At 65.7% G+C, this 25,584-nt stretch carries 21 protein-coding genes and 1 pseudogene; 9 read left to right on the plus strand and 13 right to left on the minus strand.

The features are described from left to right. Window positions 1-44 precede the first annotated feature (44 nt). The 4 genes from ACSUZJ_RS00760 to ACSUZJ_RS00775 all read left to right on the plus strand — a co-directional run bounded on the left by ACSUZJ_RS00760 (window position 45) and on the right by ACSUZJ_RS00775 (window position 4,088). A complete protein-coding gene (locus tag ACSUZJ_RS00760; RefSeq protein ID WP_499412401.1) occupies window positions 45-599 on the plus strand; it encodes a GNAT family N-acetyltransferase in 555 nt (184 codons plus the stop codon). A gap of 106 nt (window positions 600-705) precedes the next feature. Beyond that, window positions 706-1,815, plus strand: coding sequence for an MORN repeat-containing protein (locus tag ACSUZJ_RS00765; protein ID WP_499412402.1), 1,110 nt, complete (start codon window positions 706-708; stop codon window positions 1,813-1,815). A 66-nt stretch (window positions 1,816-1,881) separates the two neighbouring features. Beyond that, a complete protein-coding gene (locus ACSUZJ_RS00770) occupies window positions 1,882-2,907 on the plus strand; it encodes an MORN repeat-containing protein (protein ID WP_499412404.1) in 1,026 nt (341 codons plus the stop codon). A gap of 80 nt (window positions 2,908-2,987) precedes the next feature. After that, the gene (locus ACSUZJ_RS00775) at window positions 2,988-4,088 is read left to right on the plus strand and encodes an MORN repeat-containing protein (RefSeq protein WP_499412405.1); all 1,101 of its coding nucleotides are present in this window, start codon (window positions 2,988-2,990) and stop codon (window positions 4,086-4,088) included. Window positions 4,089-4,098: 10 nt separating this feature from the next. Here the strand turns inward: ACSUZJ_RS00775 and ACSUZJ_RS00780 are convergent, their stop codons facing one another. After that, on the minus strand, window positions 4,099-5,055 hold the full coding sequence (locus ACSUZJ_RS00780; RefSeq protein ID WP_499412406.1) for a S66 peptidase family protein: 957 nt from the start codon (window positions 5,053-5,055) through the stop codon (window positions 4,099-4,101). Here ACSUZJ_RS00780 and ACSUZJ_RS00785 point away from each other — a divergent pair. After that, a complete protein-coding gene (locus ACSUZJ_RS00785; RefSeq protein ID WP_499412407.1) occupies window positions 5,039-5,284 on the plus strand; it encodes a hypothetical protein in 246 nt (81 codons plus the stop codon). The two genes, ACSUZJ_RS00780 and ACSUZJ_RS00785, sit on opposite strands and share 17 nt — an antisense overlap. On the opposite strand, the gene ACSUZJ_RS00790 is transcribed toward ACSUZJ_RS00785, so the two are convergent. Together ACSUZJ_RS00790 and ACSUZJ_RS00795 are read right to left on the minus strand one after the other, a co-directional pair. Continuing rightward, entirely contained in the window at window positions 5,265-8,021 is a 2,757-nt protein-coding gene (locus ACSUZJ_RS00790) for a TonB-dependent receptor (RefSeq protein WP_499412409.1), read from the minus strand. The genes ACSUZJ_RS00785 and ACSUZJ_RS00790 overlap by 20 nt on opposite strands. A gap of 183 nt (window positions 8,022-8,204) precedes the next feature. Then, window positions 8,205-10,007, minus strand: coding sequence for an ABC transporter substrate-binding protein (locus ACSUZJ_RS00795; RefSeq protein WP_499412410.1), 1,803 nt, complete (start codon window positions 10,005-10,007; stop codon window positions 8,205-8,207). 338 nt (window positions 10,008-10,345) lie between these two features. Here ACSUZJ_RS00795 and ACSUZJ_RS00800 point away from each other — a divergent pair, with 338 nt between their 5' ends. From ACSUZJ_RS00800 to ACSUZJ_RS00815, 4 genes are all read left to right on the plus strand, one after another. Then, window positions 10,346-11,584 (plus strand): nucleoside recognition domain-containing protein, encoded by a 1,239-nt coding sequence (locus tag ACSUZJ_RS00800; RefSeq protein WP_499412412.1) that lies wholly within the window; start codon window positions 10,346-10,348, stop codon window positions 11,582-11,584. Between the two features lie 8 nt (window positions 11,585-11,592). Beyond that, window positions 11,593-13,206, plus strand: a complete 1,614-nt coding sequence (gene dacB, locus ACSUZJ_RS00805) for a D-alanyl-D-alanine carboxypeptidase/D-alanyl-D-alanine endopeptidase (protein ID WP_499412414.1) — start codon at window positions 11,593-11,595, stop codon at window positions 13,204-13,206. Between the two features lie 171 nt (window positions 13,207-13,377). Further along, window positions 13,378-13,773, plus strand: coding sequence for a hypothetical protein (locus ACSUZJ_RS00810; RefSeq protein ID WP_499412415.1), 396 nt, complete (start codon window positions 13,378-13,380; stop codon window positions 13,771-13,773). Window position 13,774: 1 nt separating this feature from the next. Then, window positions 13,775-14,605: a DUF2145 domain-containing protein gene (locus ACSUZJ_RS00815; protein ID WP_499412416.1), complete on the plus strand. Its 831-nt coding sequence runs from the start codon at window positions 13,775-13,777 to the stop codon at window positions 14,603-14,605. Between the two features lie 94 nt (window positions 14,606-14,699). Here ACSUZJ_RS00815 and ACSUZJ_RS00820 read toward each other — a convergent pair whose 3' ends face one another. From ACSUZJ_RS00820 to ACSUZJ_RS00865, 10 genes and pseudogenes are all read right to left on the minus strand, one after another. Further along, window positions 14,700-15,356: a hypothetical protein gene (locus tag ACSUZJ_RS00820; protein ID WP_499412418.1), complete on the minus strand. Its 657-nt coding sequence runs from the start codon at window positions 15,354-15,356 to the stop codon at window positions 14,700-14,702. Between the two features lie 409 nt (window positions 15,357-15,765). Further along, window positions 15,766-16,392 carry a M15 family metallopeptidase gene (locus ACSUZJ_RS00825; RefSeq protein WP_499412419.1) on the minus strand — a complete coding sequence of 209 codons (627 nt, stop codon included), beginning with the start codon at window positions 16,390-16,392 and terminating at the stop codon, window positions 15,766-15,768. Further along, window positions 16,389-17,294, minus strand: coding sequence for a LysR family transcriptional regulator (locus tag ACSUZJ_RS00830; protein WP_499412420.1), 906 nt, complete (start codon window positions 17,292-17,294; stop codon window positions 16,389-16,391). Before ACSUZJ_RS00830 ends, ACSUZJ_RS00825 begins: the two co-directional genes overlap by 4 nt. A 390-nt stretch (window positions 17,295-17,684) precedes the next feature. Beyond that, window positions 17,685-18,449 (minus strand): annotated as a pseudogene (locus ACSUZJ_RS00835) (N-acetylmuramoyl-L-alanine amidase); the annotation flags it as partial. A gap of 25 nt (window positions 18,450-18,474) precedes the next feature. Beyond that, window positions 18,475-19,401 (minus strand): N-acetylglucosamine kinase, encoded by a 927-nt coding sequence (locus ACSUZJ_RS00840; protein ID WP_499412422.1) that lies wholly within the window; start codon window positions 19,399-19,401, stop codon window positions 18,475-18,477. Between the two features lie 190 nt (window positions 19,402-19,591). Continuing rightward, on the minus strand, window positions 19,592-21,145 hold the full coding sequence (locus ACSUZJ_RS00845; protein ID WP_499412424.1) for a glycoside hydrolase family 10-like protein: 1,554 nt from the start codon (window positions 21,143-21,145) through the stop codon (window positions 19,592-19,594). Between the two features lie 95 nt (window positions 21,146-21,240). Continuing rightward, entirely contained in the window at window positions 21,241-22,383 is a 1,143-nt protein-coding gene (locus tag ACSUZJ_RS00850) for an acyltransferase family protein (RefSeq protein WP_499412425.1), read from the minus strand. A gap of 17 nt (window positions 22,384-22,400) precedes the next feature. Further along, window positions 22,401-23,666: an MFS transporter gene (locus ACSUZJ_RS00855; protein ID WP_499412427.1), complete on the minus strand. Its 1,266-nt coding sequence runs from the start codon at window positions 23,664-23,666 to the stop codon at window positions 22,401-22,403. Window positions 23,667-23,729: 63 nt separating this feature from the next. Beyond that, entirely contained in the window at window positions 23,730-24,611 is an 882-nt protein-coding gene (gene murQ / locus ACSUZJ_RS00860; protein WP_499412429.1) for an N-acetylmuramic acid 6-phosphate etherase, read from the minus strand. Between the two features lie 221 nt (window positions 24,612-24,832). Then, window positions 24,833-25,576: a GntR family transcriptional regulator gene (locus ACSUZJ_RS00865; protein WP_499412430.1), complete on the minus strand. Its 744-nt coding sequence runs from the start codon at window positions 25,574-25,576 to the stop codon at window positions 24,833-24,835. Window positions 25,577-25,584: the final 8 nt, after the last annotated feature.

The following is a 25,584-nucleotide window of genomic DNA, read 5'->3' on the forward strand; positions in this document are numbered from 1 at the left end:
GGACGGCGCGGCGATGGCCCTGGTGCTCCGGCTGGCGCGCTGAGATGACCGGCGCCAGCGCACGCCAGCCGCGCATCCGCGCGGTCGAACAAAGCGAGCTGCCGGCGCTGTTCGTCTACCTCGACGACCACCTGCTCGACAACGGCAAGGACGGCGCCCCGCTGTTCCAGCCGATGCCGCGCGCCGAGTCCTTCTTCCCGGTCGACAAGCGCGCCGGCTTCGCGCTCGGCCTGGGCACCGCCGTCGGCGCGCCCGGCTGGCGGCGCGGCTGGATCGCGCTCGACGAGGACGGCGCCATCTGCGGCCACATCGACCTGCGCGCCCGCCCCGAGCGGCCGGCCGCCCATCGCTGCCTGCTCGGCATGGGTGTGCACCGCGACTGGCGCCGCCACGGCCTGGGCGCCCGCCTGCTGGCCCATGCCCTGGATTGGGCGCGCGAACAGGGGCTGGCCTGGGTCGACCTCGAAGTCCTGTCCGACAACCTGCCGGCACGCCGGCTCTACGAACGCAGCGGCTTCGTGCAGACCGGCGAGATACCGGACCTGTTCCGGATCGACGGCGAACAGCACGGCTATGTGTTCATGACGCGCAAGACCTGAACGGCGGCGGCGGCACCTCGTCAAAGAAATAGTTTCTATTGTCAAAGCAATATGATAAATTATTGACAATTGGAAACTATTTTTGCCGCCGACAATGCGGTCCCGCATGAAGCCTGTTCTCTTCTCCTTCTTCATCGCCGCGGCGGCTTCCGGCGCCATTGCCGCTCCCGCCAACGCTCCCGCCCGCGCCAACCTGCCCGGCTATACCGGCTTCGACGACTGCCGCATTGCGCCGCTCGAACCGGCGCCGCGCGATGACGCGGTCGATTGGAGCGGCGCCTGCGAAGGCGGCTTTGCCGTCGGCAAAGGGGAGCTCGACTGGAAAGACGCGTCGGGCAAGCGCTACCGCATCAGGGCAATCCTTACGAAGGGAGAGATCCAGGACGAAGGCGAGCTGAGGACCGACGGCTACACCTACATCGGCAGCTTCCTGCGCGGCCGGCCCCACGGTGCGGGCTACCTCACGTTCAAGAGCGGCAATCAGTACGAAGGCGGCTTCGTGGAGGGCAAGCAGGAGGGCAAGGCGATCTTCCTGTGGACGGACGGCACCGAATATACCGGCGAATGGAAGAACGGCATGCGTCACGGCTGGGGCGAGATCAAGTATGCGGAAGGGGGCAGCTATACCGGCCAGTGGCAGGAAAGCAAAAGGCATGGCCGGGGCCGCATCGTCTACGTGGGCAGTGGCCGCGTTTTCGAAGGTGAATTCGAAAACGACCTTGTCGCAGGCACGACGCCACTCGTACAAGAAATTTCCCCGGAGTCACTGCAGCGCAAGAATAGGTCGCCCACACTGACCGGCTACCTGCCGCTCGATCTAACTTGGGACAAGATGACGGAACCACAGAAGAACGTGGTCCGACAACACTACCGCGCTTTGCGCCCCGGCGACGATCCACCCTATCCCGCCACAGGGACCCGCGCCATGTTCGAGGCGATCGTCAAGGCCAACGGCAGCGTCGGCGCGGAGGGGCTCTTGCGGATTGACGTGCTCGTCGGCGCCAATGGCAAGGCAAAGAAGGTCAAGGTGCATGAAAAGCCGCAGGCCGAGGACCAGAAACACGCGGACTGGCTGCTGCAACAAGTCGCCGACGCGCTGATGCGCACCACCTACAAATCCGCCGTTTGCGAAGGGCAGCCATGCGAGATGCTGTATCCCTTCGTGTTCAATTTTGAAGTGAGCATGAGCCGCGACGTTCCGGCGATGTTTCGCTGACACTCTTCATTCAAACCCATGCGCAATGCTCTTTGCTTCGTCGCTGCTTCGCTCCTGAGCCACACTGTGCTCGCCGCCGAACCCGCTATTTATTTCGGCAAGCACAACTGCCGGATTGCAGCCTTGGAACCTGCCCCGCGCTACGACACGGTCGACTGGAACGGCGCCTGCGAAGACGGCTTCGCCGTCGGCCAGGGCGAACTCAAATGGAACGATGGGAAGAAGAAGGACCGCTACCGCCTGAAAGCCACGCTGGTGCGCGGCGAAGTGCAGGGCGAAGGGGAGCTGAAGACCGCCGACTACACCTATATCGGCACCTTGCGCCGCGGCGTGCCCCACGGTAAAGGCTTCTTTACCTACAAGAGCGGCATGCAGTACGAAGGCGACGTGGTCGCCGGCCAGCGCGAAGGCAAGGGCATCGCCGTGGAAACCGACCGTTCGGAATACGCCGGCGAGTGGAAGGACGGCAGGCCGCACGGCTGGGGTGAAATGAAGTACGCGGAAGGCGGCAGCTACAGCGGCCAGTGGCAGCAGGGAAAGCGCCACGGCCGGGGAAAACTCGTCTATGCGGGCAGTGGCCGCACCTTCGAGGGCGAGTTCGCCAACGACCTGATTGTCGGGGCAGAGGCACAGGAATTCGACACCTTGCGGTATGCGTTTCTGCGCGAAGACAGAGATAACAGGACAACCAACGGAGGCATACCGCTTAACCAGCCGTGGGAAGCCCTGACGCAGGCCCAGAAGAATATTGTGCGCAGCCGTTATCCGGCGCTGGCGCGCGGCGACGACCCGCCTTATCCAAGCAAGGGGCCGTTCGAGTTCCTCAAGGCGATTGCGGCGCTCAATCGAGATGCCGGTGCTGCCGAGGGCACCTTGCGCATGGCCGTGCTGGTCGGCGCCGATGGCAAGGCCAAGCGCGCCGACGTGTTCGAGAAACCGTCCTTGGGCGATCCGAAGGACGATCAAAAGCTGGTCAAGCGCATCGCCAGCATCCTGATGCTGACGCCTTACAAACCGGCGATGTGCCAGGGCGAGCCATGCGAGATGGTGTACCCGGTGCTCAACGAGTTCATCGTCAAGGACGATGACTAGCCAAGCATTCCGCTGAGCGGCCGCCCGGATGCGGACGATTCCTGATCGCCAACCAACCAGCGCCCGCGAGGGCATGAACAATGAAGAACCTGCTCTGTTTCACCGTCGCCTCCCTGTTCGCCCACACCGCGCTCGCCGCCGATCCGGCCTACCTCGGTAAACCCGACTGCCGCATCGCCGCCCTCGACACCGTCCCCGCCGGCACCGAACTGCGCTGGAGCGGCGCCTGCGAAGGCGGCCATGCCCAGGGCAAGGGCGTGCTCAAGTGGAAGGATGCCGACAACAGGCCGGTGACGCTGTCGGCCACCCTGGTGCGCGGCGAGGTCAGCGGCGAGGCCGACCTGGTCACCCCGGCCTACGAATACGCGGGCACGCTGAAGAAGGGCGTGCCGCATGGCGAAGGCTTCTTCAAGTACGCCGACGGCGAAGGCATGTACGAAGGCGGGGTCGTCAACGGCAAGCGCGAAGGCAAGGGCATCTTCATTTCCCCGGACCGCTCGCGCTACACGGGCGAATGGAAGAACGGCGTGCGCGAAGGCTGGGGCGAAGAAACCTTCACCCTGGGCGGCAGCTATGCCGGCCGGTGGGAGGACAACCGTTTCCATGGCCAGGGCAAGATCGTCTACGCCGGCAGCGGGCGCGCCTATGAAGGCCGCTTCGTTTGGGGACGCCCGGCGCACCAGGCCCACACCAAGGTGGAATACGACACCACCGAACGCAAGCACGAAGGCAAGACGCGCTGGCACGGCTCCAGCACCACCTATGGCGGCCAGCACGACGCGGCCTGGGACGCGCTGACCGAGGCGCAGAAGAACAACGCACGCTGGCACTACAAGGCGATGGAAGCCGGCGACGAGCCGCCTTATCCGGCCAAGGGACCGCAGGAAGTCATGGAGGCGTTCCGGAAAGTGTCGCGCGACATCGGCGGCGCCGACGGCATGCTGCGCATTTATGTCCTGGTCGGCAAGGACGGCAAGGGCAAGAGCGCCACCGTCTACCAGATACCGACCGGGCAGACCGGCCATCCGAACAAGGCGCTGGCCGAAGCCTACTCGAGCCTGCTCATGCTCGACAACTACAAGCCGGCGCGCTGCCATGGCGAGCCCTGCGAGATGCTGTATCCGCTGGAAATCATGTTCGGCACCGTGCAGCGCGTGCCCTTCGACTTCCACAAGGATTAAAAGGCCGCTCTCAGCTGACTGCCGTCTCCAGCAGGGTCACCGTCTGGCGCTCGGTATCGAGCCTTGCACGGATCCCCATCGGGATCGTGAACTGGTTGCGGATGTGTCCGATCGAGTAGCCGGTGACGGCCGGCACCGACAGCGGCTGCAGGTGGATGTCGAGCGTCTCGTCCAGCGTCAGCGAGCTGTCCTCGTGCTCGGGCCCGCAATGGTCGCAGATGCCGACCATCACGGCCGCCGCCCGGTCGAAGCCGACGGACAGGTCGAGCTGGGTCATCCAGCGGTCGATGCGGTAGGGCGCTTCGTTGACTTCTTCGAGGAAGAGGATGCAGTCGCGGAAGTCGGCCGCGTAGGGCGTGCCGGCGAGCGCCGACACCAGGCTCAGGTTGCCGCCCATGAGCGGCCCGGTGGCGCAGCCGCGGTGCACGGTACGCATGCCGAAATGCGGTTCCACCAGGGCGCGGCGGCTGTTTTCCAGCGCCATTGGGATCGTGTATTCGGGCTGCGGATCGCTCAGCACGGCGAGCATGTGCTCGCGCGCATAGTCGGACAAGGTCGACGAGGCCACCGGGCCGTGGAAGCTCACCAGTCCCGTCTTTCTATAGATCGCCAGGTGCAGGGCGGTGATGTCGGAGTAGCCGAGCAGGATCTTCGGGTTCTTGCGGATCAGCTCGTAATCCAGGTGCGCCAGCAGCGAGATGCAGCCCGAGCCGCCGCGGATCGGCCACAGCATCGTCACTTCCGGATCGGCGAACATCGCGTGCAGGTCGTACAGGCGCTGCTGGACGGTGCCGGCGTAGTTCCCGTTCACTTCGCGCAGAAACGTCCCCTCGCGCACTTTGAGACCGAGGCTCTCGATGTTGGCGCGCGCCTTGGCGATCGATTTCTCGGTGGTGTAACCGCCGGGCGCGATCAGGCCGACGGTGTCGCCGCGGCGCAGGCGTGGAGGTTTGATCAAGGATTTCATGGGGCGGGAGGAAGGGTGCTTGCGGGCGTGCCTGCGTGGTGCCGCCTCGGCGGTAGGCAACACCGCGCAGGCGGCGAGCCAGGCGGCAAAGGCGCGCCTGCTGATCTTCATGCTGCTCGACATGCTGTTCGCATCATCAAATAAAAAAGCCCACGCGAGGAAAGCATTCGCTTTCCTCGCGCGGGCCTTGCCTTATTCACCAATACAAATCAGAAGAACTTGTAGGTGACGTTGAAGGTGAAGGCACGGCCACGCGGGTCGGCCACGCGTGGATCCCAGCCGGCGCCGACGACGTCGTCGACGTTGTGGGCGGTGAACGGCGGATCGCGGTCGAACAGGTTCTGCACGCCCACGGTCAGCTTGGTGTTCCTGAAGCCGCTGTAGGTGGTCGACAGGCCGAAGCGGGTATAGCTCGACACGTCCGGATCGAAGCCCGGCGGCGGCGTGCCCTTGCCAGCGTTCGGCAGTTGATCCTTGTAGCCCGAGGCGAAGTTGTTGCTCAGCAGGACGTTCCAGTCGCCGCGGCTCACGCTGAGGGTCGCCGAGTGCTTCCAGCGCAGGTAGAGGTCGCGGGTGAAGAACTCGCCGACATATTCCTTGTACGGCTGGCCTGCGACTTCGGCGAACTTGTAGCTGTCGGTCCAGGTGCCGTCCAGGGTGGCGCTCCATTTGTAGCCGTCGCCGAACTTGCCGTCGCCGCGCAGGCCGAGGTCGATGCCGCGGGTCTTGGCGCCCGATGCGTTGAACCAGCGCGCATCGACGAACTCGATCAGGCCTTCTGCGTTACGGTAGATGTTGTCCGCGTAGACCGTCGGGTTGCGCAGGACTTCGGTTGCGCTGCGGCGCAGGATACGGTCCTTGATATTGATGGCCCACCAGTCGAGCGATGCCGAGAAGCCCTTGAACGGTTCGATGACGATGCCCAGCGTACCCTGCTTGGAGGTTTCCGGCTTCAGGTCCTGGTTACCGCCCTGCACATAGTCGAAGCGTTCCGGCGCGCAGAAGCGCGGATCGCCCGGGTGGGCTGCGCAGCCGACCGTGTCGGTCACGCCGCTCGCCAGTTCCTGGCGCAGCAAACCGGTATAGAGCTGGGTAAAGCTCGGCGCCAGGAAGCCCTTGTTGGCCGAACCGCGGAAGAGCAGCCAGCTGGTCGGCTGGTAGCGGAAGGCGATCTTCGGATTGGTGGTGGCGCCGATCACGCTGTAGTCGTCGCGGCGCACGGCCAGCTGCACTTCCAGGTCCTTGGTGACCGGCACGATGAATTCCGCGAACAGCGCCTTCACGTCACGCGAGGCCTTCGGCATGTTGTCGTTGCCCGGCGACAGCAGGATCGGCTCGGCCGCCACGTCCTGGTTGTACATGTAGCTTTCGCGGCGGAAGTCGAAGCCCGCCGCCATCGCCAGCTTGCCGGCCGGCAGGTCGAACAGCTCACCCGAGATGGTGCCGTCGAGCTGGGTCATGGTGGTCTTGCCGGTCTGGAAGGCGCCGCGGTACTTGGTCGCCTCGATCGCGTCCATCGCCGCCTGGGTCTGGCTGCCGTCGACCGACCACGGGTTGACGATGCCGCTGCCCAGCACCTTGTAGAAGTCGGCGGTGTAGGCGTAGCCGTCGAGCAGGTCCATGTGGGTCGTGCTCTGCGCCTTCGACAGGCCCAGCTTGTAGTCCCAGTTGCGGACCATGCCCTCGAGGCCGACCAGCAGGCGGCCGCTTTCGGTGGTGTTTTCCTGGGTACGGTTACCCAGCGGATTCGCACGCCATTTATAAATGATCGGCAGGTTGCGGTTGAAGGTCGGGATGTAGGCCGACAGGTCCTGGTAATACGGGCCGTTCACCGGATAGGCATTGCCGTTGGCGAGCGAGGTCGAGATCTGGGCCGGGGTCAGGATCGAGATCACTTCCGAGCGCGAGCCGATCGCCTCGACGAACACCTTGTGATCCGGCGCCAGCTTATAGCTGCCACGCAGCAGCAGGTTGGTCTGCTCGGACGGCGACTGCATGACGTAGTCGCCACCGTAGTCGTAGGCGCAGGAATAGGTCGAGCGCAGCGGCGAGGTGACGTCCTTCCACAGCGCGGTCTGGTATTGCGACATGCCCTCGACCGTATCGCACTTGCCGTCGAAGCTCAGCGGATTGGCCTGCAGGTAGGTGTTCGGGTCGCCCGGGCGCTGGAAGCCGGTACCCAGCGCGGTACCGGCGCCGGTCAGCTGGTTCGCGTACGGGGTGCCGGTGGTGTCCGGCGACAGGCCGCGCCAGGGCTGGAAGCCGTTGGCGAAGTCGCGCTGGCGCGATTCGAGCTTCTCGTTCTTCGTGAACGACAGCGTGGCCATGACGTTGAAGCCATCTGCTTCCAGGTCGCCGGTACCGGCGATCAGCGAGCCGCGGTGGATGTTGCCGCCGCCTTCCTCGGTGACGTTGGTGTAGGCCGACACTTCCACGCCCTGGTAGTCGCTCCTCAGGATGATGTTCATCACGCCGCCGATCGCGTCGGTGCCGTAGATCGCCGATGCGCCATCCTTCAGGATCTCGATACGCGAGATTGCCGCCATCGGGATCGAGTTCAGGTCGACCGCCTTGCCGCTCTTGCCGTGGGTCGGCGCGCGGCGGCCGTTGATCAGGACCAGGGTGCTGTTCGGACCCAGGCCGCGGAAGGAGGCGAAGGAAGCGCCGCCGCTGACGCGGTCGGAATCGGCGCCGAACACGTTGTTGCCCGAGGTCGGGTTGTCGGCGCCGGTACCGTTGGCCGAAATCGTCGCCATCAGTTGTTCGGCCGAGGTGATGCCCTGCTTTTGCAGGGTGTCGGCGGTGATCACCTGCACCGGCAGTGCGCCTTCCTTGGCGACGCGTTTGATGCTGCTACCGGTGACCTCGACGCGGGCCATCGGGGTAGTCTGCTGCACTTCCTGCGCAACAGCCGAACCTGCTACGCCGATCAGGGCAATCAGTTGGGCTAGCTTCTTTAACTTCACGCATCTCTCCTAAGGTATGGGGCGATCCAGGCCGATGGCAAATCGATGTTGCCGTGTAGTAATGTCTTAGCATTACCTTATGTGTCATTTCGAGGGTAGGCCAAGCATTTAGCCCTATCCAATGAAATAACCGGCGGGAAGTATAACTTCCGGGAATGTTTATAACTGGAAAACTCACCAATACTAGCGAGGCTGCTTCGACAATCGTTCCCTTTCCGCAACATCGACGTCCAGGTAGCGCCAGGAAGTGAACTCCACGGGATGGCGCTTGTAGTTTTTTAGCCACGGATGACGAATGTCTGCCGACAAAACATGGGTCAGCGGCACCCAGGGGTTGTAGGCGTGAATCAGCTGGTTCATCTCGAAATACAGCTTCTGGCGCTGCGGCCCATCGGTCAATTGGCGCGCCTGCTCGTAGCGTTGGTTATAGGCAGGCAGGTCGAAGCGCGCATAGTTGGCGCGGCCCGCGTTCGGGCCATAGAGCAGCTGGTAAAAATTGTCGCCGTCGGGGAAATCGGCGATCCAGTTACTCTCGAACATGGTGACCTTGCCCAGGCGCGAAGCCTTGATGATCTCGGTCTTCTTGTCCGACTTGAACACCACGCGCAGGCCGATCGCGTTCAGGCACTTGCGCCACAGTTCGTCGCGCAGGCGTCCGCCCACGGTGGCTTCGCTGTGCATCGTCAGGGTCAGCGGCTTGCCGTCGGGCGCCAGGCGAAACCCTTCGGCATCGCGCTTGCCGTAGCCATGGCGGTCGAGCAGGGCATTGGCCAGCGCCGGGTCGTAGGGCACGGGGCTGCGGTAGTGCGGGTCATAGCCGAGCACGTTCGGCGGCAGCGGCGATTCCGCCTTGATCGCAAACCCCTTTTTCAACAGCGCGATGTCCTCGGCACTGTTATAGGCAAGCGAGATCGCGCGGCGCAGGGCGATCCGGTCGAGGCTATAGCCGCCCAGCACCGGATCGTGCATGTTCATCCACATGTAATAGGTCTGCAGCACCGGGAAGCGCGACAGGCGCATGCCGCGCGCCTGCAGTTCGGGTTTCAACTGGCCGTCACGGATGACCATGTCGGTCATCGATTCCGGCACCTGCTCGAGGTAGTCGTATTCGCCGTTCAGGAAACCCAGCATGCGGCCCTGGAATTCCTCGGCAATCTTGACCTCGACGCGGTCCACGCGCGGCAAGCGCTTGCCGGCCAGGGCCGCGGCGATCGCGCGGTCTTCCGGATCGTTGCCGGGCGTGCCCTGGAACACCGCGGTCGAGTAGGGGTTGGCCAGCAGGACGATACGGTCGCTGCGCTTCCACTCGCCAATCATGAAGGGGCCGGTGCCGACCGGGTGGTTGCCGGCCTGGCCAGGGTAGGCCTCGATGACTTCACGCGCCACCACGCCGGATGCCGGCGTCGCCATATAGAACAGGAAATTATTGTCCGGCTCTTTCAGCTGGATGCGCAGGGTGAACCGGTCGGGCGCCTGCAGGCCGGCGACCGGCGTGTCGACATTGAAATTCTTTTTCAATACCTCGTCGCCGACGATCTTACCGTCGAACATGTACGACCAGGGGGATTTCAGGGTCGGGTCATACAGGCGCTTGATGCTGTAGACGTAGTCCTGGGCCGTCATCTCGCGCTTGTTTCCCTTGAAGGCGGGGTCGTCGGTGAAATGGATGCCGGGGCGGATGCGGAAGGTGTAGGTGCGGCCATCCGCGCTCACTTCCGGCAGCGCGGTGGCGGTGTTCGGGCGCAGTTTCACGGGGCGCGCCAGGTAGTCGTAGCGCAGCAGGGGGTCAAAAACGTTTTCCAGCAAGGACAGGGTGGCGATGTCGGACGCCGCCGCCGGGTCGAGGCCGGTTTCGCTGGTGGACAGGAACATGCGCAGGACTTTCTGCTCCTTCGGCGCGACGGGTGCCTGCGCGGCGGAGGGGAAGGCCAGGCCGAGGGCGCTTGAGGTCAGCAACAGCGCGGAGAGGGCGGAGCGAAATTTCATGTGTGCATGTCCTGGTTGAGCGTTGCGTATCATAGGCGGGGTGTTTGGAAGAGGCAACGTCGATGATGTAGGGTGGGCGCCCCCGTGCCCACGCGTGAAGCCGGCGTCATGTTGACGTTTGAAAGGCCGCGTCTGCTCATCGTTTACGCGTGGGCACGGAGTGCCCACCCTACGTCCATATAACTTCCGGGCATGGCGCGGGTGCATTCTTTCATCCTTGCAGCTTGCTCTGCGCCTATACTGTCCGCTGCACAATCGTGCGCAGGCATGCCGGGGCAACGCGCCCCTGGCTAGTGAACGCGCGGCGGCTTCTCCCTGGCTGCCCTTTCGGACTGAACATGGCTTTAAATTACATCTGGACCGGTTTCTTCCTCGTCGGCTTCGTGGCGGCACTTGCGCAGTGGCTGTTCATGGGCGACGCCGAAATCTTCAAGCGCATTATCGACGGCACTTTCTCGTCCGCCAAGATGGCGGTGATGGACATCGCCCTGCCGCTGGCCGGCGTGATGACGCTGTGGCTGGGCATCATGAACGTCGGCGAACGGGCCGGCGCGATCAACCTGTTCGCGCGCATCATCGCGCCCTTTTTCTCGCGTATCTTTCCGGAAGTGCCGCGCGATCACCCGGCCAACGGCCACATGGTGATGAACTTTTCCGCGAACATCCTCGGCCTGGACAATGCCGCGACGCCTTTCGGCCTGAAGGCGATGGAAAGCCTGCAGACGCTCAACCCGCGCAAGGACGAGGCCAGCAACGCGCAGATCATGTTCCTGGTCATCCAGACCTCGGGCCTGACCGTCATTCCCCTGGCGATCATGGCCCAGCGCGCCATCCTGGGCGCCGCCAACCCGGCGGACATCTTCATCCCGACCCTGATCGCCACCTTCTGCTCGACCCTGACGGGCATCGTGGCGGTCAGCCTGCGCCAGGGCATCAACCTGCTGCACCCGGTCGTGTTCGGCTGGATCGGCGGCCTCTCCGCCATCATTGGCGGCATCGTCTTCTACATCACCAATTACCTGGACAAGGCCCAGATCGAACAGGTCTCGGTAGTCGCCGCCAACCTGATCCTGTTCTCGATCATCGCCGCCTTCATGGTGGCGGCGCTGTATCAACGCGTCAACGTGTTCGAGTCCTTCATCGAAGGCGCCAAGGGCGGCATCGAGACCTCGCTGAAGATCATTCCCTACCTGGTCGGCATGCTGGTGGCGATCAGCGTGGTGCGCAATTCCGGCATCCTGGGCATGATCGTGAACGCCTTCGCCTGGGTGTTTACCCAGCTCGGCCTGCCCACCGATTTCGTCGGCGCCCTGCCGACCGCGCTGATGAAGCCGCTGTCGGGCAGCGGCTCGCGCGCGATGATGATCGACGCCATGAACACCTATGGAGTCGATTCCTTCGTCGGCCGCCTCGCATCCATCCTGCAAGGCGCGGCCGATACCACCTTCTATATCGTGGCCCTGTACTTCGGCTCGGTGGGCATCCGCAAGACCCGCTATGCGATCGGCTACGGCCTGATCGCCGACCTGGCCGGCGTCATCGCCGCGATTTTCGTCGCCTACCTGTTCTTCGGTTAAGGATTGCCATGTTCCGTCGTCTCGCCCTCGCCGCCGCCATCGTCGCCTGCCTGCCAGCTTGTGCCCAACTGGAGCAGGCGCCGGCCGCTACCGTGCAGCCGCCAGCCGGTTTGCCGCAGCCACAGCCACAGACGCAGGCTCCGGCGCCGGCCGCCCAGGCGCAGCCGGCGGGCAACTTGCCGGCGCCGGTGACGCAATTGCTGGCCCAGCACGGCATCGCGCCGGAATCGCTCAGCGCGCTGGTGCTGCGCGGCGACCAGGTGGTGCTGGCGCACGGCGCCGAGCGCCCCATGCAGCCGGCCTCGACGATGAAGCTGGTGACGACCCTGGTCGGCCTGGAACAGCTGGGGCCGGTGTTCCGCGGCCGTACCGAACTGCTGAGCATTGGCGAGGTGAAGAACGGCGTACTGAAGGGCGACCTGGTGCTGCGCGGCGGCGCCGACGCCGACCTCTCCACCGAGGTCCTGGAAAACATGCTGCGCGCGCTGCACCTGTCCGGCATCGAGCGCATCGACGGCAACCTGGTGCTCGACCGCAGCGTGTTCAACCCGGCCCGCCTGGATGTCGGCCTGCCGCCCTTCGACGAGTCGCCGGAAGCGTATTACAACGTGATTCCCGACGCGCTGCTGATCAACAAGAACATGCTGCAGGTCGACATGCGCTCGAGCGACAAGCGCCTGAAGCTGGACATGCAGCCGGCGCTGGAAGGCGTGCGCGTCGAATCGGCCATGCGCCTGATCGATGCCGACTGCGCAAGGTGGGAAGATGGCTGGAAGCTGCCGGAAGCGGTCAAGCAGGAAAACGGCCGCATCAAGGTCGTGCTGCACGGGACCTTCCCGAAAAACTGCGCGAAGACCTACAGCATCAATGTGGTCGACCGCGATGACTACATCGACGGCCTGTTCCGCCTGAAGTGGAAACAGCTCGGCGGCAAGCTGGACGGCAAGACGGTCGAGGGCGTCGCGCCGCCGGATGCGCGCGTGCTGGCGGCCCACGTGTCGCGGGCGCTGCCGGAAATCGTACGCGACACCAACAAACCCTCGGACAATGCGCTGGCGCGCACCCTGTTCCTGAGCCTGGGCGCGCTGGAAGCCGACCCGCTGCTCGGCAGCCGCCCGCTGCCACAGCTGCCCGGCCAGACCACCTATACCCGCGCCGACCAGACGGTGCGCAACTGGATGCGCGCCCATGGCATCGACGACAGCGGCTTCGTGATCGAGAACGGCTCGGGCCTGTCGCGCATCGAGCGCATCAGTCCGCTGCAGATGGGCGGCCTGCTGCAAGCGGGCCTGCGCAGCAACTGGGCGCCGGAGTTCCAGGCCAGCATGCCGATCGCCGCCATGGACGGCACCATGCGCCGCCGCCTGCAAGGCACGCTTGCCGCCGGCCGCGCGCGCCTGAAGACCGGGACGCTGCGCAACGTGGTCGCGCTGGCCGGTTATGTACCGGACGCGGCCGGCACGCAACACGTGGTGGTGGCGATGGTGAACGACGAGCGCGCGGGCGATGGACGCGGACGCGCCGTGGTCGACGCACTGGTGGACTGGGTGGCACGCTCGGGCGCGACACCGGCCCCGGCCAGTGCAACAGCCCCTGCGGCAGCGGGACCGGCACTGCACTGATATTCCCTCCCGCACCGGTGGAGGGCTCGACTGCCGATGCAGCCGCCGCGGCAGGCAGGCCGGTATCGTCAAACGATACCGCTGCGTCAAGCAAACAATACTCCGCATGCCGTGATTGGCCTGCGCCCGCGAATTCGTGATGATGCCTGCACCTGATCAAAGGAGCATCTCATGAAACGCATCCTTCGCGCATCCCTGCTCAGCCTTGCCTGCGCCAGCGCGACGGCGGCCGGCCAGTCCACGGCGTCCCAGGCCAGCGCCAACCTGTCGGGCGTGATCGTGTTCGGATCGGCTCTCAGCGTGGCAGCCGCCGGCAGCGTGGTGGTGGCCAGCGTCCAGACCGTCGGCGAAGGACTGATCATCGTGATCGAAAGCCTGGCCGACGGGAGCCGGGCGACGCTGCGCCTGTCGGGCAAGGCGGCCGCCGGCTTGTCGATCACGGCCGGCGCCGCCGTCGAAGTGGTGGCGGCCTCGACCGGACACGTGCTCGTCATGTCGGGCAAGGCGCTTGCCTTCATTCCGAACGAGGCGGGCAAGGCCCTGCTGCATCACGCGCGGGTGAGCTGAGATGCGCCGCCTGCTGCCCGCTGTGTTGCCCAGGCTGTTGCCTGCGGCCCTGCTGGCCTGCGCCCTTCCTGCCCGCGCCGGCCAGGCCTGCGCCGAAAAGCCCCTGACGCCGAACGAGGTCATCATGTCGATGGACCTCGCCCAGCGCACCGTGCAGGCCCTGGAGGCCAGCGGCGCGAAGGTGGCGCTGGTGTCGCGCGCCGGCCAGGACCTGAGCCGCTACCGCCTGCGCTACTCGCACATGGGCGTGGCCGTGCGCGACCATCCGGCCGGCCGCTGGACCGTCGTGCACGAACTCAACGATTGCAACACGGCCGCTTCAGGCCTGTACAACGAAGGCATGGGCAACTTCTTCCTCACCGACTTGTACCGCCACGAGGCCCAGGTCGTGATTCCCGGCCCTGCCATGCAGGCGCGCCTGGCCAGCCTGTTCGCCACGCGCACTCCGCTGCGGCTGCACGAGCCGCACTACAACATGCTGGCCTACGTGTACTCGACCCGGTACCAGAACTCGAACCAGTGGGTGCTCGAAGCCCTGGCCGCGGCGGCCGCTCCCGCCGGACAGGTCGAAACCCGCGCCGAGGCCCAGGCCTGGCTGCGCGCGATCCGCTACCAGCCGCTGACGGTGGAGATTCCGGCAGCGGTGCGACTGGGCGCGCGCATGTTCCGGACCAATGTCGCCTTCGACGACCACCCTTTCGAACGTCGCATGGCCGGCCAGATCGACACCGTGACCACCGATTCGGTCGTGCGCTTCGTGCGCATGACGGATCCGGAAGCGAAGACCATGGTGATCGACCAGGCCATGGCGCGGGCCGGCGACGCCCCATGAAGCAGCCGTGACGCGTGCCTGCACGGCCGGCACCGCTCGGATGGATGAAATAATATTTCAGCAGTAGCGCCTTCTCGAAAGAATATTTCACCAGTCACGGCTTCGAGGTCTGGCTGGTGCGCGGCGCCGCGCCCGCGGGCTCGAGCCAGGGCGTGCCGGCCACCTCGGGCTTCGCTTCGACCAGCGCCACCTGGGCGTTCGTGGACTCGCGGATCGTGCGCACGATGTCGAGCATGGTCTTTTCCACGTACTTGTCCGGCGTGCCCAGCACATAGCCGTAGGCGCGCCGCGGCCACTCGAGCCAGCCGCCTTCCTTCTTGACGAAGGCCGCGTAGGTACCCAGATGGTAACCGCCCTTGTAGGGGAAGAGGCAGGCGACGATGTTCATGTCCTGGCTGCCGCGCACGTCGGGCGCAGCCTTGGCGGTCCAGCTCGCGCCTTCGCAGCTGGGGCCGCGCGCCGGCACCGAACCGGGCGGCGCGCCGGCCAGGTCGGGCATCTGGAAGCGGCCCGGCTGGTCCTGCACCTCGGCGGTGTCGGGCAGGGGCGTGGCCAGCGTGGCGTTGTTGACGTTGCGGCTGATGCCCTCGCTGGCGGCGCGCGCCACCGCCTGCCCGGCGGCGTCGGTCTTGATGTCGAAGACGCGGATGTATTCGACCGTGCGGTCGCGCGACGCGAACATGTTGCCGCTGCCGGTGCTGCAGCCCGCCAGCGTGGCGGCCACGGCGACAGCGATCATCGAAGCTTTCATTACGCACCTCTCTTGTCCGTTGGGGATGGAAGTTCACGCGCGGAAGAAGCGGCCTGGTCAGTCAAGCAGGGGCGTCAAGTCTTCCGTTGGTATTCACCGATTGTCCGGGCGCGATCAGGAGGAAGGCTGAGAAAACTCAAGTGTGTGCCGGCGCACGATAGCGCTGGGCAGAGGCGGCGCCGGAGTGTATGGGGTGGGACTGGCGGAGGCTTCGCCGTATGGCATATGGTGAGACAGCGTGGGCACAGGTGCCCACCCTACGAGAATCGAAATCGGACATTGAAGCGCAGAGGCGTAGGGTGGACGGCTTCGCCCTGGCGTATGCGGGCATGCGGCCGATGCGCCGCCCAAGCGTTCAACGACTGCCTGAAACCGCGCGGCCCGTACAGGATCGCCGACGATACGCCGGCTACAGCACGCGCCTGAACGTCGCGCGCACGAGGTCGCGGTCGCCGCAGTCGAAATGCCACCACTCGGTGCGAATGCCGAGGAAACCGGCCTGGAACATGGCGTCGCGCAGTAGGCGGCGGTTGGCGACCTGCTGCTCGGTCAGTTTGCCCGCGGCGAGAAAACCTTCTTCCAGCGCCGGGTGCGACAGATCGCTCATGTCGTCGAAACCGGTGCCCATGTCGAGCTCCCGCCCTTCGGGATCGAGGAGGGTGATGTCGAGCGCCATGCCGTAGGAGTGGATCGAGCCGCGCGCCGGGTTGGCCAGGTACATCTGCAGGCCGGTGCCCTCGAGCGCGTCCCACAACTGCTGCTGCACGCGCTGGGGGCGCAGGGCGTCGAGCACCAGCGCCGTGTGGCCTGGGGCGCGCTCGGCGAGATACGCCACCACCTTTTCCAGCGCTTCGGCGGCGTCGCGGTGCAGCCAGGCGCAGTCGAAAGGCGAATACAAATCGCGGCCGACGAAATTGTTGGCGCTGGCGTAGCGCAGGTCGACGCGGATGCCCGCGATCGACGACAGGTGGCGAAATTCCGGGCTGCCGGCGATCTCTTCGCTGGCGACCATGGCACCCGAACCAGCTACGTTCATGGACTTCCTCGTTCGAGACAGGCGCGGGCGGTCGCGCCGATACAGTTGGCCAGTTCGCGCGCGCCGTGCGACAGCGGCGCGTGGCTGGCGGTCAGCAAATAGAGTTGCACCGGCATGTTCGGCGCCCACAGGCGGCGCTGCACCTTGTCGGGCGCGGCCGAGGCGGCCGTGAACGGATCGAGCACGGCGGTGCCGGCGCCGGCTTCCACCAGCGAGCGTGCGATCTGGTAAGTCTGCACCACGGTGCGGAACACCGGCTGCACGTCCTGGGCCTCGCAGGCGGCGACCACGATTTCCCCCAGGGGATCGTTGTCGGCCAGGCCGATCAGTTCGCCGGTCAGGCCTTCCGGGCCGATGGGCTGGGCGCATTCAAGCTCGCTCCAGGTGCCTGCGGGCGCCATCACCGTCAGCATGCCCTGCGCGATCGGCTCGGCGACGATGCCGGGGTGGCGCGGGTCCTGCAGCGACAGGGCGAGGTCCGCTTCGCCCAGGCGCAGCGCGTTGACGATCTCGCTGGTGTGGAAGGTGGCCAGCTCGCAACGGGTTTCCGGGAAGTCGCTCCGCCACAGCGTCATCGCCTGCGGCAGCACGCTGATGGCCAGCGTCGGGGTCGAGACCAGGCGCACCGTCTCGTGGGCGCGGCCCTTCAGGCTGGCGGCCAGGCGGCGGATGCCCTGCAGGTCGCGATTGAGCTTTTCGGTCTCGGCGAACAGGCGATGCGCTTCCGGCTTCGGATAGAGCTTGCCGCGTACGCGCTCGAACAGCGGCATGCCCAATTGAAGCTCGGCATGCTGCAGCACTTTCGTCACTGCCGGCTGGGAGATGTGGAGAACCTGGGCGGCACCGCTGATGGTGCCGACCTGCATGATGGCGTGGAAAACTTCGATGTGACGCAGGCGCATTGCTTCAATCCTTCAATCAGACACCCGCGCCGGGCGCGGACCGGTCGAAGGATACAGGGAATACCCAGCCATGGCGAGGCATCACTGTGGGCTGGCCGCAACCGGCGCGGCCGGCGCGGGGGCTGGCGCGGCCGGCGTGGCCGGGGTGGTGGTCGCCGGCGGCACGGTCGGCACCGGCGGTGCGGGCTGGGCCGGCGCTGCCGGTGGAACGGCCGGGACCGGTGGCACGGCCGGGGTCGGCGGTACGGCCGGGGCCGGCGGTACGGCGGGCACCGGCGGCGGCACGGGCGCGGTCGGATTCACGGGCGGCACGCCCGGCACCGGCACCGGGACCACCGGCGCGGCAGGCGCCACCGGGACCGGCGGCAGCGGCGCGTTGGCCGGCGTGGTCAGCGCTTCGAGCAGGGCTGCGGTCTCGGCATCCGGCTCGCCGGCGATGTTGGCCGGGCGGTATTTCATCTGGAAGGCGGCGATCACCGTGCGGGTCGGCTGGTCGAACACGCCGGTCTGGGCCAGGGCGAAGCCGTGCTGCGCCAGCCTCTTCTGGAACCAGACGGCGTCCGGCGCCGCGATATTGAACACCTGGCGCACGGCGGCGACGCGGTTGGCGTCCGGCCACACGACCAGGCCGGCCTGGGCCAGCTGGTACCAGGGGAACAAGGGACCCGGGTCCTGCTTGCGCAGCGGCGCGATGTCGCTGTGGCCGACCACGTTTTCCGGCGCAATCTTGTGGCGCGCAACGATGTCCTTGATCAGCGGGACCAGCACGTCGATCTGCGACTGCGGGAAGGGCGCGAAGACACGGCCCTGCGGGGTGTCCTTCCAGCCGGCGTTGACGATCTCGATGCCGATCGAGCTGTTGTTCAGCTGGGTATAACCCTTCCAGCTCGAGATGCCGGCATGGTAGGCCGAGCGGGTCTCGTCCACCAGGCCATAGACGACCGGCTGGGGATCGTCGGTGACGAGATAGTGGGCGCTCACCTCCTTCTCGGTCAGGATCTTCAGCGAGGCCGGGCGGTCGGAGACGGTGTAGTGCAGCACCAGGAAGCGCACGCGGCTGGCCTGGCCTTTCGCCGTATAGCTCTTGTCGATGCGCGGCCCCGTGGCGCAACCGGCGAGCAGGGCAATGAGGAGGGTGGCAAACAGTTTTTTCATCGAAGATCCCGAAGGTAAGTATGCGTTAGCAGGCGCCATCCAGCGCCGCCAGGCGGGCGGCGGCATGGTGGGCGCGCATGGCGGTCTGGGTCAGATGCGTATCGGCCGGCAGCGCGGCGCGCATGGCGGCGACGATAGCCGGGTGCAGCTCGGCGGCGCGGCCGGCCAGCGCCACCGGACGCGGCCCGAAACGCGCGATCAGGGCGTTGGCCAGGCGCGCCAGTTCACGGCCGGCGTCGCACAGGATGCTGGCGGCCGCCGGGTCGTGTTCCGCGCTGGCGGCCACGGCCAGCGCCAGCTTGCCGACTTCTCCGCGTTCCTGGCCGTAGATGAACTGGCGCGAATACGACCAGTCCGCGCCGCCGACGTAGTCGAACACGGCATGGGCCATGGGCGAGCTTTGCCAGCGGCCCGGGCATTCGTCCTCGTTGCGCCAGATGTGGCGCAGCGCCTCCCTGGCGATCCAGAAGCCGCCGCCGCCATCGTCGAGCACGACGCCACGCCCGCCCGCGCGGTGGAATGCACCGTCCGCGTCGATGAAGGCGCCGATCGAGCCGGTGCCGGCATAGACCAGGTAGCCTTCACCCGGTGCGAAGCTGGCGCGGTAGGCGATCTCGATGTCGTTGCAGAGGGCAATGGCGCCTGGTGCAACGCCGAGCAGCCCGGCCAGCCAGCTTTGCAGTTGTTCGCCTTCGCCGCCGAAGCCGGTCAGGCCGGCGCGCACGCGGCCCGGGCGGGCACAAGCCAGCACCTGTCGGGCCAGTTCTTCGAAGGTGGCGCGCACGGCCTGGCGGCCATCGTTGGTTGCCATTTGCAGCGCCGACAGGCCGGCGACCGTGCCTTCGGCCAGGAGCGCGCCGTCTGCCGTCGATACGGCCCAGCGGGTTTGCGTGCCGCCGGCATCGATGCCGAGGCCGATGACGGGGTCTGGTGCATGTTGGTGGTTCGACATGGAGCGAAGTGTAAGTCTTGCGGGTGGCTGGGGCGAATGAATGCTGGCCGTCAGTGCATGAATGGAGGTGATGATGGGCGGTCAGGGTGTGCTGCTGTGCCATACAGCGTGGACTCGGGAGGCCACCCTACGAAAACCGGTTTTGTAGGGTGGACACCTGTGTCCACGCGGTCTCACCGTATGATGAACGTTAAGGCTTGCGATACACCTGCACCCGATCGCTCTCGTTCCCGAGCCGGTCGACCGCCCCCACGAACACCGCATCCGCCGCGCCGAGGCGGGCATCGTCGGCCAGTTTCCAGTCCACCGTCGACGCCGGCAACACCTGGAACTTCCACTCGTTGCCATGGCGCTCCCACACCGTGAACAGTGAGTTCGCCTTGCCGGCAGTGAATTTCAACGCCACGCCCTTCGCAGAACGCGTCGCCTTCGCCTGCGGCAGGCCCGGCTTGTCGCTGCCCAGCCAGGGCGTGGCCGGCACCAGCGCCGGGGTCGTGTACAGCTGGGTGCGCAGCTGGTCGGCGATCCCTTTGCGGTTCTGCATCAGCGCCACCATGCTGAAGTGTACGTGACCGCCCGCCTGCGGGCGCGCACGGGTCGCCTCGATCTGATCGAGGATTTCCTGAGGCTGGTAGTCCTTGGTCGGCGCGCCGATGCGGCTGGTGAACAGGCCCGGCCAGATATGGCGGCCCATGGTGTTCTGGCCGATCCAGTAGTCGAGCAGCACGTCGTAGGCCTGCGCGGTCTGCGCGCGCGCCCAGTACAGCTGGGGCGTGAAGTAGTCGAGCCAGCCGTTCTGCAGCCACAGTTCGGCGTCCGCATACAGCTTGTCGTACTGCGAGAAGCCGGCAATGCCCGGCGGGCGGCGGTCCGGGCGGCCCAGGCCGAAGGGGCTGATGCCGAAGCGCACCCAGCTCTTCTCGCGGTGGATGCCCTTGTACATGTCCTCGATCAGGTGGTTGACGTTCTGGCGGCGCCAGGACGCGCGGTCGAGCTTGCCGCCGCCGGCCAGGTAGCGCTCCCAGGCCGGGGTGTCGGGGAAGTCCAGCTCGGCCTTGCTGGCCGGCTTGCCGTCGAGCGCGGCCTGGTTGCCGGCCACGGCCGGGGTTGCTTCGATCGGGTAGGGATAGAAATAATCGTCGATGTGCACGCCGTCGATGTCGTAGCGGCGCACCACGTCGAGCACCACGTCGAGGGTCTGCTTCGACGCCGATTCCTCGCCCGGGTCCATCCACATGAACTTGCCATAGCGCTTCACCGCCGCCGGGTTCGCACGCGTGATGTGATTCGGCGCGGCTGGCGAACGGGAGCCGTCGTGGCGCGCGCGGTAGGGATTGAACCAGGCGTGCAGCTCCAGGCCGCGCGCATGCGCCTCGGTCACCCAGAATTTCAGCGGGTCGTACCAGGGTTGCGGCGCCTTGCCCTGGGCGCCGGTGAGGTATTCCGACCAGGGCTCGATCGTCGAGGCGTAGATGGCGTCGGCCGAGGGACGGACCTGCAGCACGATGGCGTTCAGGTGCATGGCCCTGGCGCGGTCCAGGATGGCGATGGCCTCGGCCTGCTGCTGGGCCGCAGTCAGGTTCTGCTTGCTCGGCCAGTCGATGTTCGCGACCGTCGAGACCCAGGCGGCGCGGAACTCGCGCGGCGCGGCCGGCGGCAGCTCGCCAGGCGCGATGATGGCGCCATCGGGCGTGGTTGCGTTCCGGGTTCCCGGCGTCGAGCAGGCGCCCAGGAATCCACTCATGGCCAGTACGCCGGCCACGCCAGCAAGCGCGAACGCCCGTCTTTTCTTATCAGCTTGCACTACCGCTCCCCTATTCTTATCGATGTTATCGATGATTACACTTTCACAAACCACTTCCGGCGCCACATGCACCAGGCGATGGCGAACATGCAGGCATTGAACAGCAGCGCATACAGCACCGAGCTGTTCACAGCCCCGATCGGCAACTCCCGGATCGGCGCATACAGGCTGCGGCCGAGCGAGACCGTGCTGCCGTCCGGCTGGGCCAGCTTGATGAAGCCGAGCATTTTCGCCACCAGTCCCGAGAACGCGAAGATGAACAAGGCATTCATGCCGTAGATCTTGAACGGATGGGTCCAGCGCGACGCCGCCTCGCGCAGCGCGCGGTAGGGATTAACGTCGAGCAACCAGAAGAAGGCCGAGAATATTAGCAAAGCCCAGCCCGTCATCAGGAAACAGTAGGACGGCGTCCACAGGCTTTTGTTGATCGGCATGAGGATGCTGTCGCAGATCACGCCCAGCCAGACGAACAGCAGGCCGGCCAGCAGCAGCCACACGGTCTGCTCCGTGCGGCTCAGCCCGGACAGCAAAAAGCGCCCCGCCAACACCCCGAACAGCTGGCTGCACAGGGCGGGTAGCGTACTGAACAGCCCTTCCGGATCCCAGGTCTTCGATTGCACCCACATGTGGCCATCGAGCAGCATGCGGTCGATCCACGCCCCGAAATCCTTGCCCGGTTCCAGTACGCCAGCGCCGATGCCGGGCACCGGATAGAACAGCATCAGTGCGCTGTACAGGCTCAGCAAGGCGGCGATGATCGCCAGCTGCATGCGCCAGCCGCAATAGACCACGACGGGTGCGGCCAGCAGGGTGCACAGGGCGATGCGCTGCAGCACGCCCGGGATGCGCACCTTTTCGAAGTTGAAATAGGGGATCAGGTTCAGCAGGAAGCCGATCAGGAAGATCAGCAGGGCGCGCTTGGCCAGTTTCAGCAACAGGCGCGGCCTGTCGGCGCCGGCCGCGGCCAGCCGGCCCAGCGACAGGGTCATCGACACGCCGCCGATGAAGAGGAAGAAGGGGAAGATGGTGTCGGTGAAGGTCCAGCCGTGCCAATGGGCGTGCGCCAGTTGGGAATACAGATTGCTCCAGTCGCCGGGATTGTTGACCAGCACCATGGCGGCGATGGTGAAGCCGCGGAAGGCGTCGAGCGAATCGAGGCGGCCGGTGGGGTCGCTCATTGGTGCATGATCTCCAATTACTTCTTCCCGAACTCCGGATCAATCTTCACCAGCGCCGCCATGATGAACGCCGGGATAGTCGCCAGGCAGGTCCAGATGAAGAAGTTTTTATAGCCCAGGTATTCCTGCAGCGCGCCGCTCCACATGCCTGGCACCATCATGCCCAGCGCCATGAAGCCGGTGCAGATCGCGTAGTGCGCCGTCTTGTGCTCGCCTTCGGAGACCATGATCATGTACAGCATCATGGCGGTGAAGCCAAAGCCGTAGCCGAACTGTTCAATAGCCAGGAAAGCCGAGATCAGATAAAAATTGGTCGGCTGCGCTTGCGACAGATAAACAAATACCAGGTCCGGCAGGTGCACGGCGAATACCATCAGCCACAGGCAGCGCTTCAGGCCCAGGCGCGAGATCAGGTAGCCGCCGGCCAGGCCGCCGATCGTCAGGAAGATGATGCCGATGGTGCCGTAGGCGATGCCGTACTGGGCGGTGCTCAGGCCCAGGCCGCCTTTTTCGAGCGGGTCCTTGAGGAAGGGCGCGACCAGTTTCAGCAGCTGCGATTCGCCCAGGCGGAAGGTCAAAATGAAACCGAGGATCAGCCAGATGTCGCGCTTGCCGAAAAACGCGCCGAAGGTGCCGAAGAATTCAGCCAGCGGATTGGCGCCGCGCGCTACCGCGTGATCATCCTTGGGCCGCGGCAGCATCATCTGGTGCCAGGCAAAGGCCAGGGCAAACAGGCCCGCCAGCACGAAGAACACGATCGACCAGGCCTGGTGCGCGTCATTCAGGCTGACGGCCAGGTAGCCAGCCAGCACCACCAGCGGACCTTGGCCAGCCAGGTTCGCGAGACGATAGAAGGTGCTGCGCACGCCCACAAAAGCGGCCTGGTCCTTCTGGCGCAGGCCCAGCATATAAAAGCCGTCGGCAGCAATGTCGTGGGTGGCGGAACTGAAGGCCATCAACCACATCACGGCCAGGCTGACGCTGAAGAACACCGGCAAGTGCAGCACCGCGCCGACCGCCACCAGCGAGGCGGCCACCACCAGTTGCAGCGCCACCGTCCAGCCGCGCTTGGTGCCGAACATGTCGACCACCGGAGACCACAGGGGCTTGATCACCCAGGGCAGGTAGAGCAGGCTGGTGTAGAAGGCGATGTCGGTATTCGAGATCCCCAGGTCCTTGTACATGATGACCGACAACTGCATCGCCACCACGTAGGGAATGGCCTGGGCAAAATAGAGCGACGGCACCCACAGCCACGGACTTTTCGCTTGCGAAGTTTGCATAACTCTTTCGTGATGGATCGAGAGCCGCTGCTCGCCTAAGCCGGAAGCGGCCCTGGCGGCTTGCTATTCAGCCAAAGCCTGGCGCACGCTGCCGCGCGCCGCTTCCAGCAAGGCCCGTGCTTGCTCGACACCGGTTTGTTTGGACAAGGCCACGATCGCGGTCTTGACGTGGAAATCGCACTGTTCCAGCACGGCGCGCGCGGCGTCCTCGCTCGCTCCGGTAGCGAACGAGGTCAGGCGGATGGCGCGGCGTACCAGCTTGGCGTTGGTGGCCTTCAAGTCTACCATCAGGTTCCCGTAAACCTTGTTCAAACGCACCATCAAGGCACTGGAAAAACTGTTCAGGGCAATCTTCTGCGAGGTGCCCGCTTTCAGGCGGGTGCTGCCGGAAATGACTTCCGGCCCCGTGTCGAGGGTAATGCCGATCTCGGCTTCGTTCGCAATCGGCGCGTCGACGTTGTTGGCGAAGCCGATGGTCAGCGCGCCCACTTCCCGCGCTTTGCGCAGCGCGCCCAGCACATACGGGGTGGCGCCGGAGGCGGCGATCAGCAGGACGACGTCGTCGGCCGTGAGGTTCACCGCATCCAGGTCGGCCGCGCCCTGCACGGCGTCGTCCTCGGCGCCTTCGACCGCGACGAACATGGCGTCGCTGCCGCCGGCCAGCAGGGCGACCGCGCGGCCATGCGGCCAGGAGAAGGTGGGATACAGTTCCACGCTGTCGAGCACGCCCAGGCGGCCCGAAGTGCCGGCGCCGACGTAGACCAGGCGCCCGCCCGCTTCCACGCGCGGCAGCGCGGCGGTCACGGCGGCGGCCAGGCGCGGCGCGGCGGCGCGCACCGCATTGACCGCGTTGAGCTGGTCATCCACCAGCGCATTCACCAGTTCCGTGGTCGGATACTGGTCGAGCTGGGCATGGTCCTGGGCAGGGGTTTCGGTCTTCAGCATGGTCGCGGCGGTCCAAACGGGATTATTGATAAAACCAGTGTAATACCAATTACGCAAGTCCTTCCATGAAAGGAAGGTCCGTAGTTATGCCGAAAAGTTATGTGGCATGTGCTACGAGCGGCTAACAAAGCCTCCAGGGCAAGGGATGCGGCCACCCGACGCATCGTTGAAGACAGTACGAACCTACGGCGAGACGATGCAACGCGGCCATGGAGGTTTTGTTAGACGCTCGTGCGGCGCAGCTCGGCGACGAAGTCGTAATAGTCGCTGCGGCAATACGAATGGGTCAGCTCGACGGCCACGCCCGACTCCAGGTAACCGACGCGGGTGATGAACAGCACCGCCTGGCCTTCCGGCACGCCGAGGCGCTCGGCCAGCTCCTTGGGGGCGTTCATGGCGCGGATGTGCTGCAGGGCACGCACCGGCACCTGGCCGCCGCGCTCGAGGTGGGCATACAGCGAATGCGCCACCTCCTGCGGATCCGGCAGCACGGTGGCCGGGATCACGCTGGTTTCATACGCCATCACCACCTCGTCGGCCAGGCGCAGGCGTTCCAGGCGCGCCACCCGGGCGCCGGGCGACAGGCCCAGCGCCAGCTGCTCGTCGGGGTCGGCCGCCACCACCTCGCGACGCAGCCAGTGGGAATGCGGCGTATAGCCGCGCTGCTGCAGCTGCTCGGAAAAGCTCGACAGGTTCGACAGCGGCTGTTCGATGCGCGGCGCGATGTAATTGCCCGAGCCGCGGCGGCGCACCACCAGGCCCTGCTCGACCAGCTGGTCGATCGCCTTGCGCGCCGTTACGCGCGAAACGTCGAGCTGCTCGGACAGGGTGCGCTCGGAGGGCAGGGCCTGGTCGGCCTGGTAGCGGCCCTCGTGCACGTCCTGCATCAGCTTGCGCGCCAGCTGCATGTAGAGCGGGGAATTGTCGTTCAGGTCGACCCTGAAGTCGGTGATGGGCTGGTTCATAAACGCCA

The organism is Telluria sp. B2 (genome assembly GCF_051789535.1).
In the GTDB taxonomy this organism is placed as follows: Bacteria; Pseudomonadota; Gammaproteobacteria; order Burkholderiales; family Burkholderiaceae_D; genus Telluria.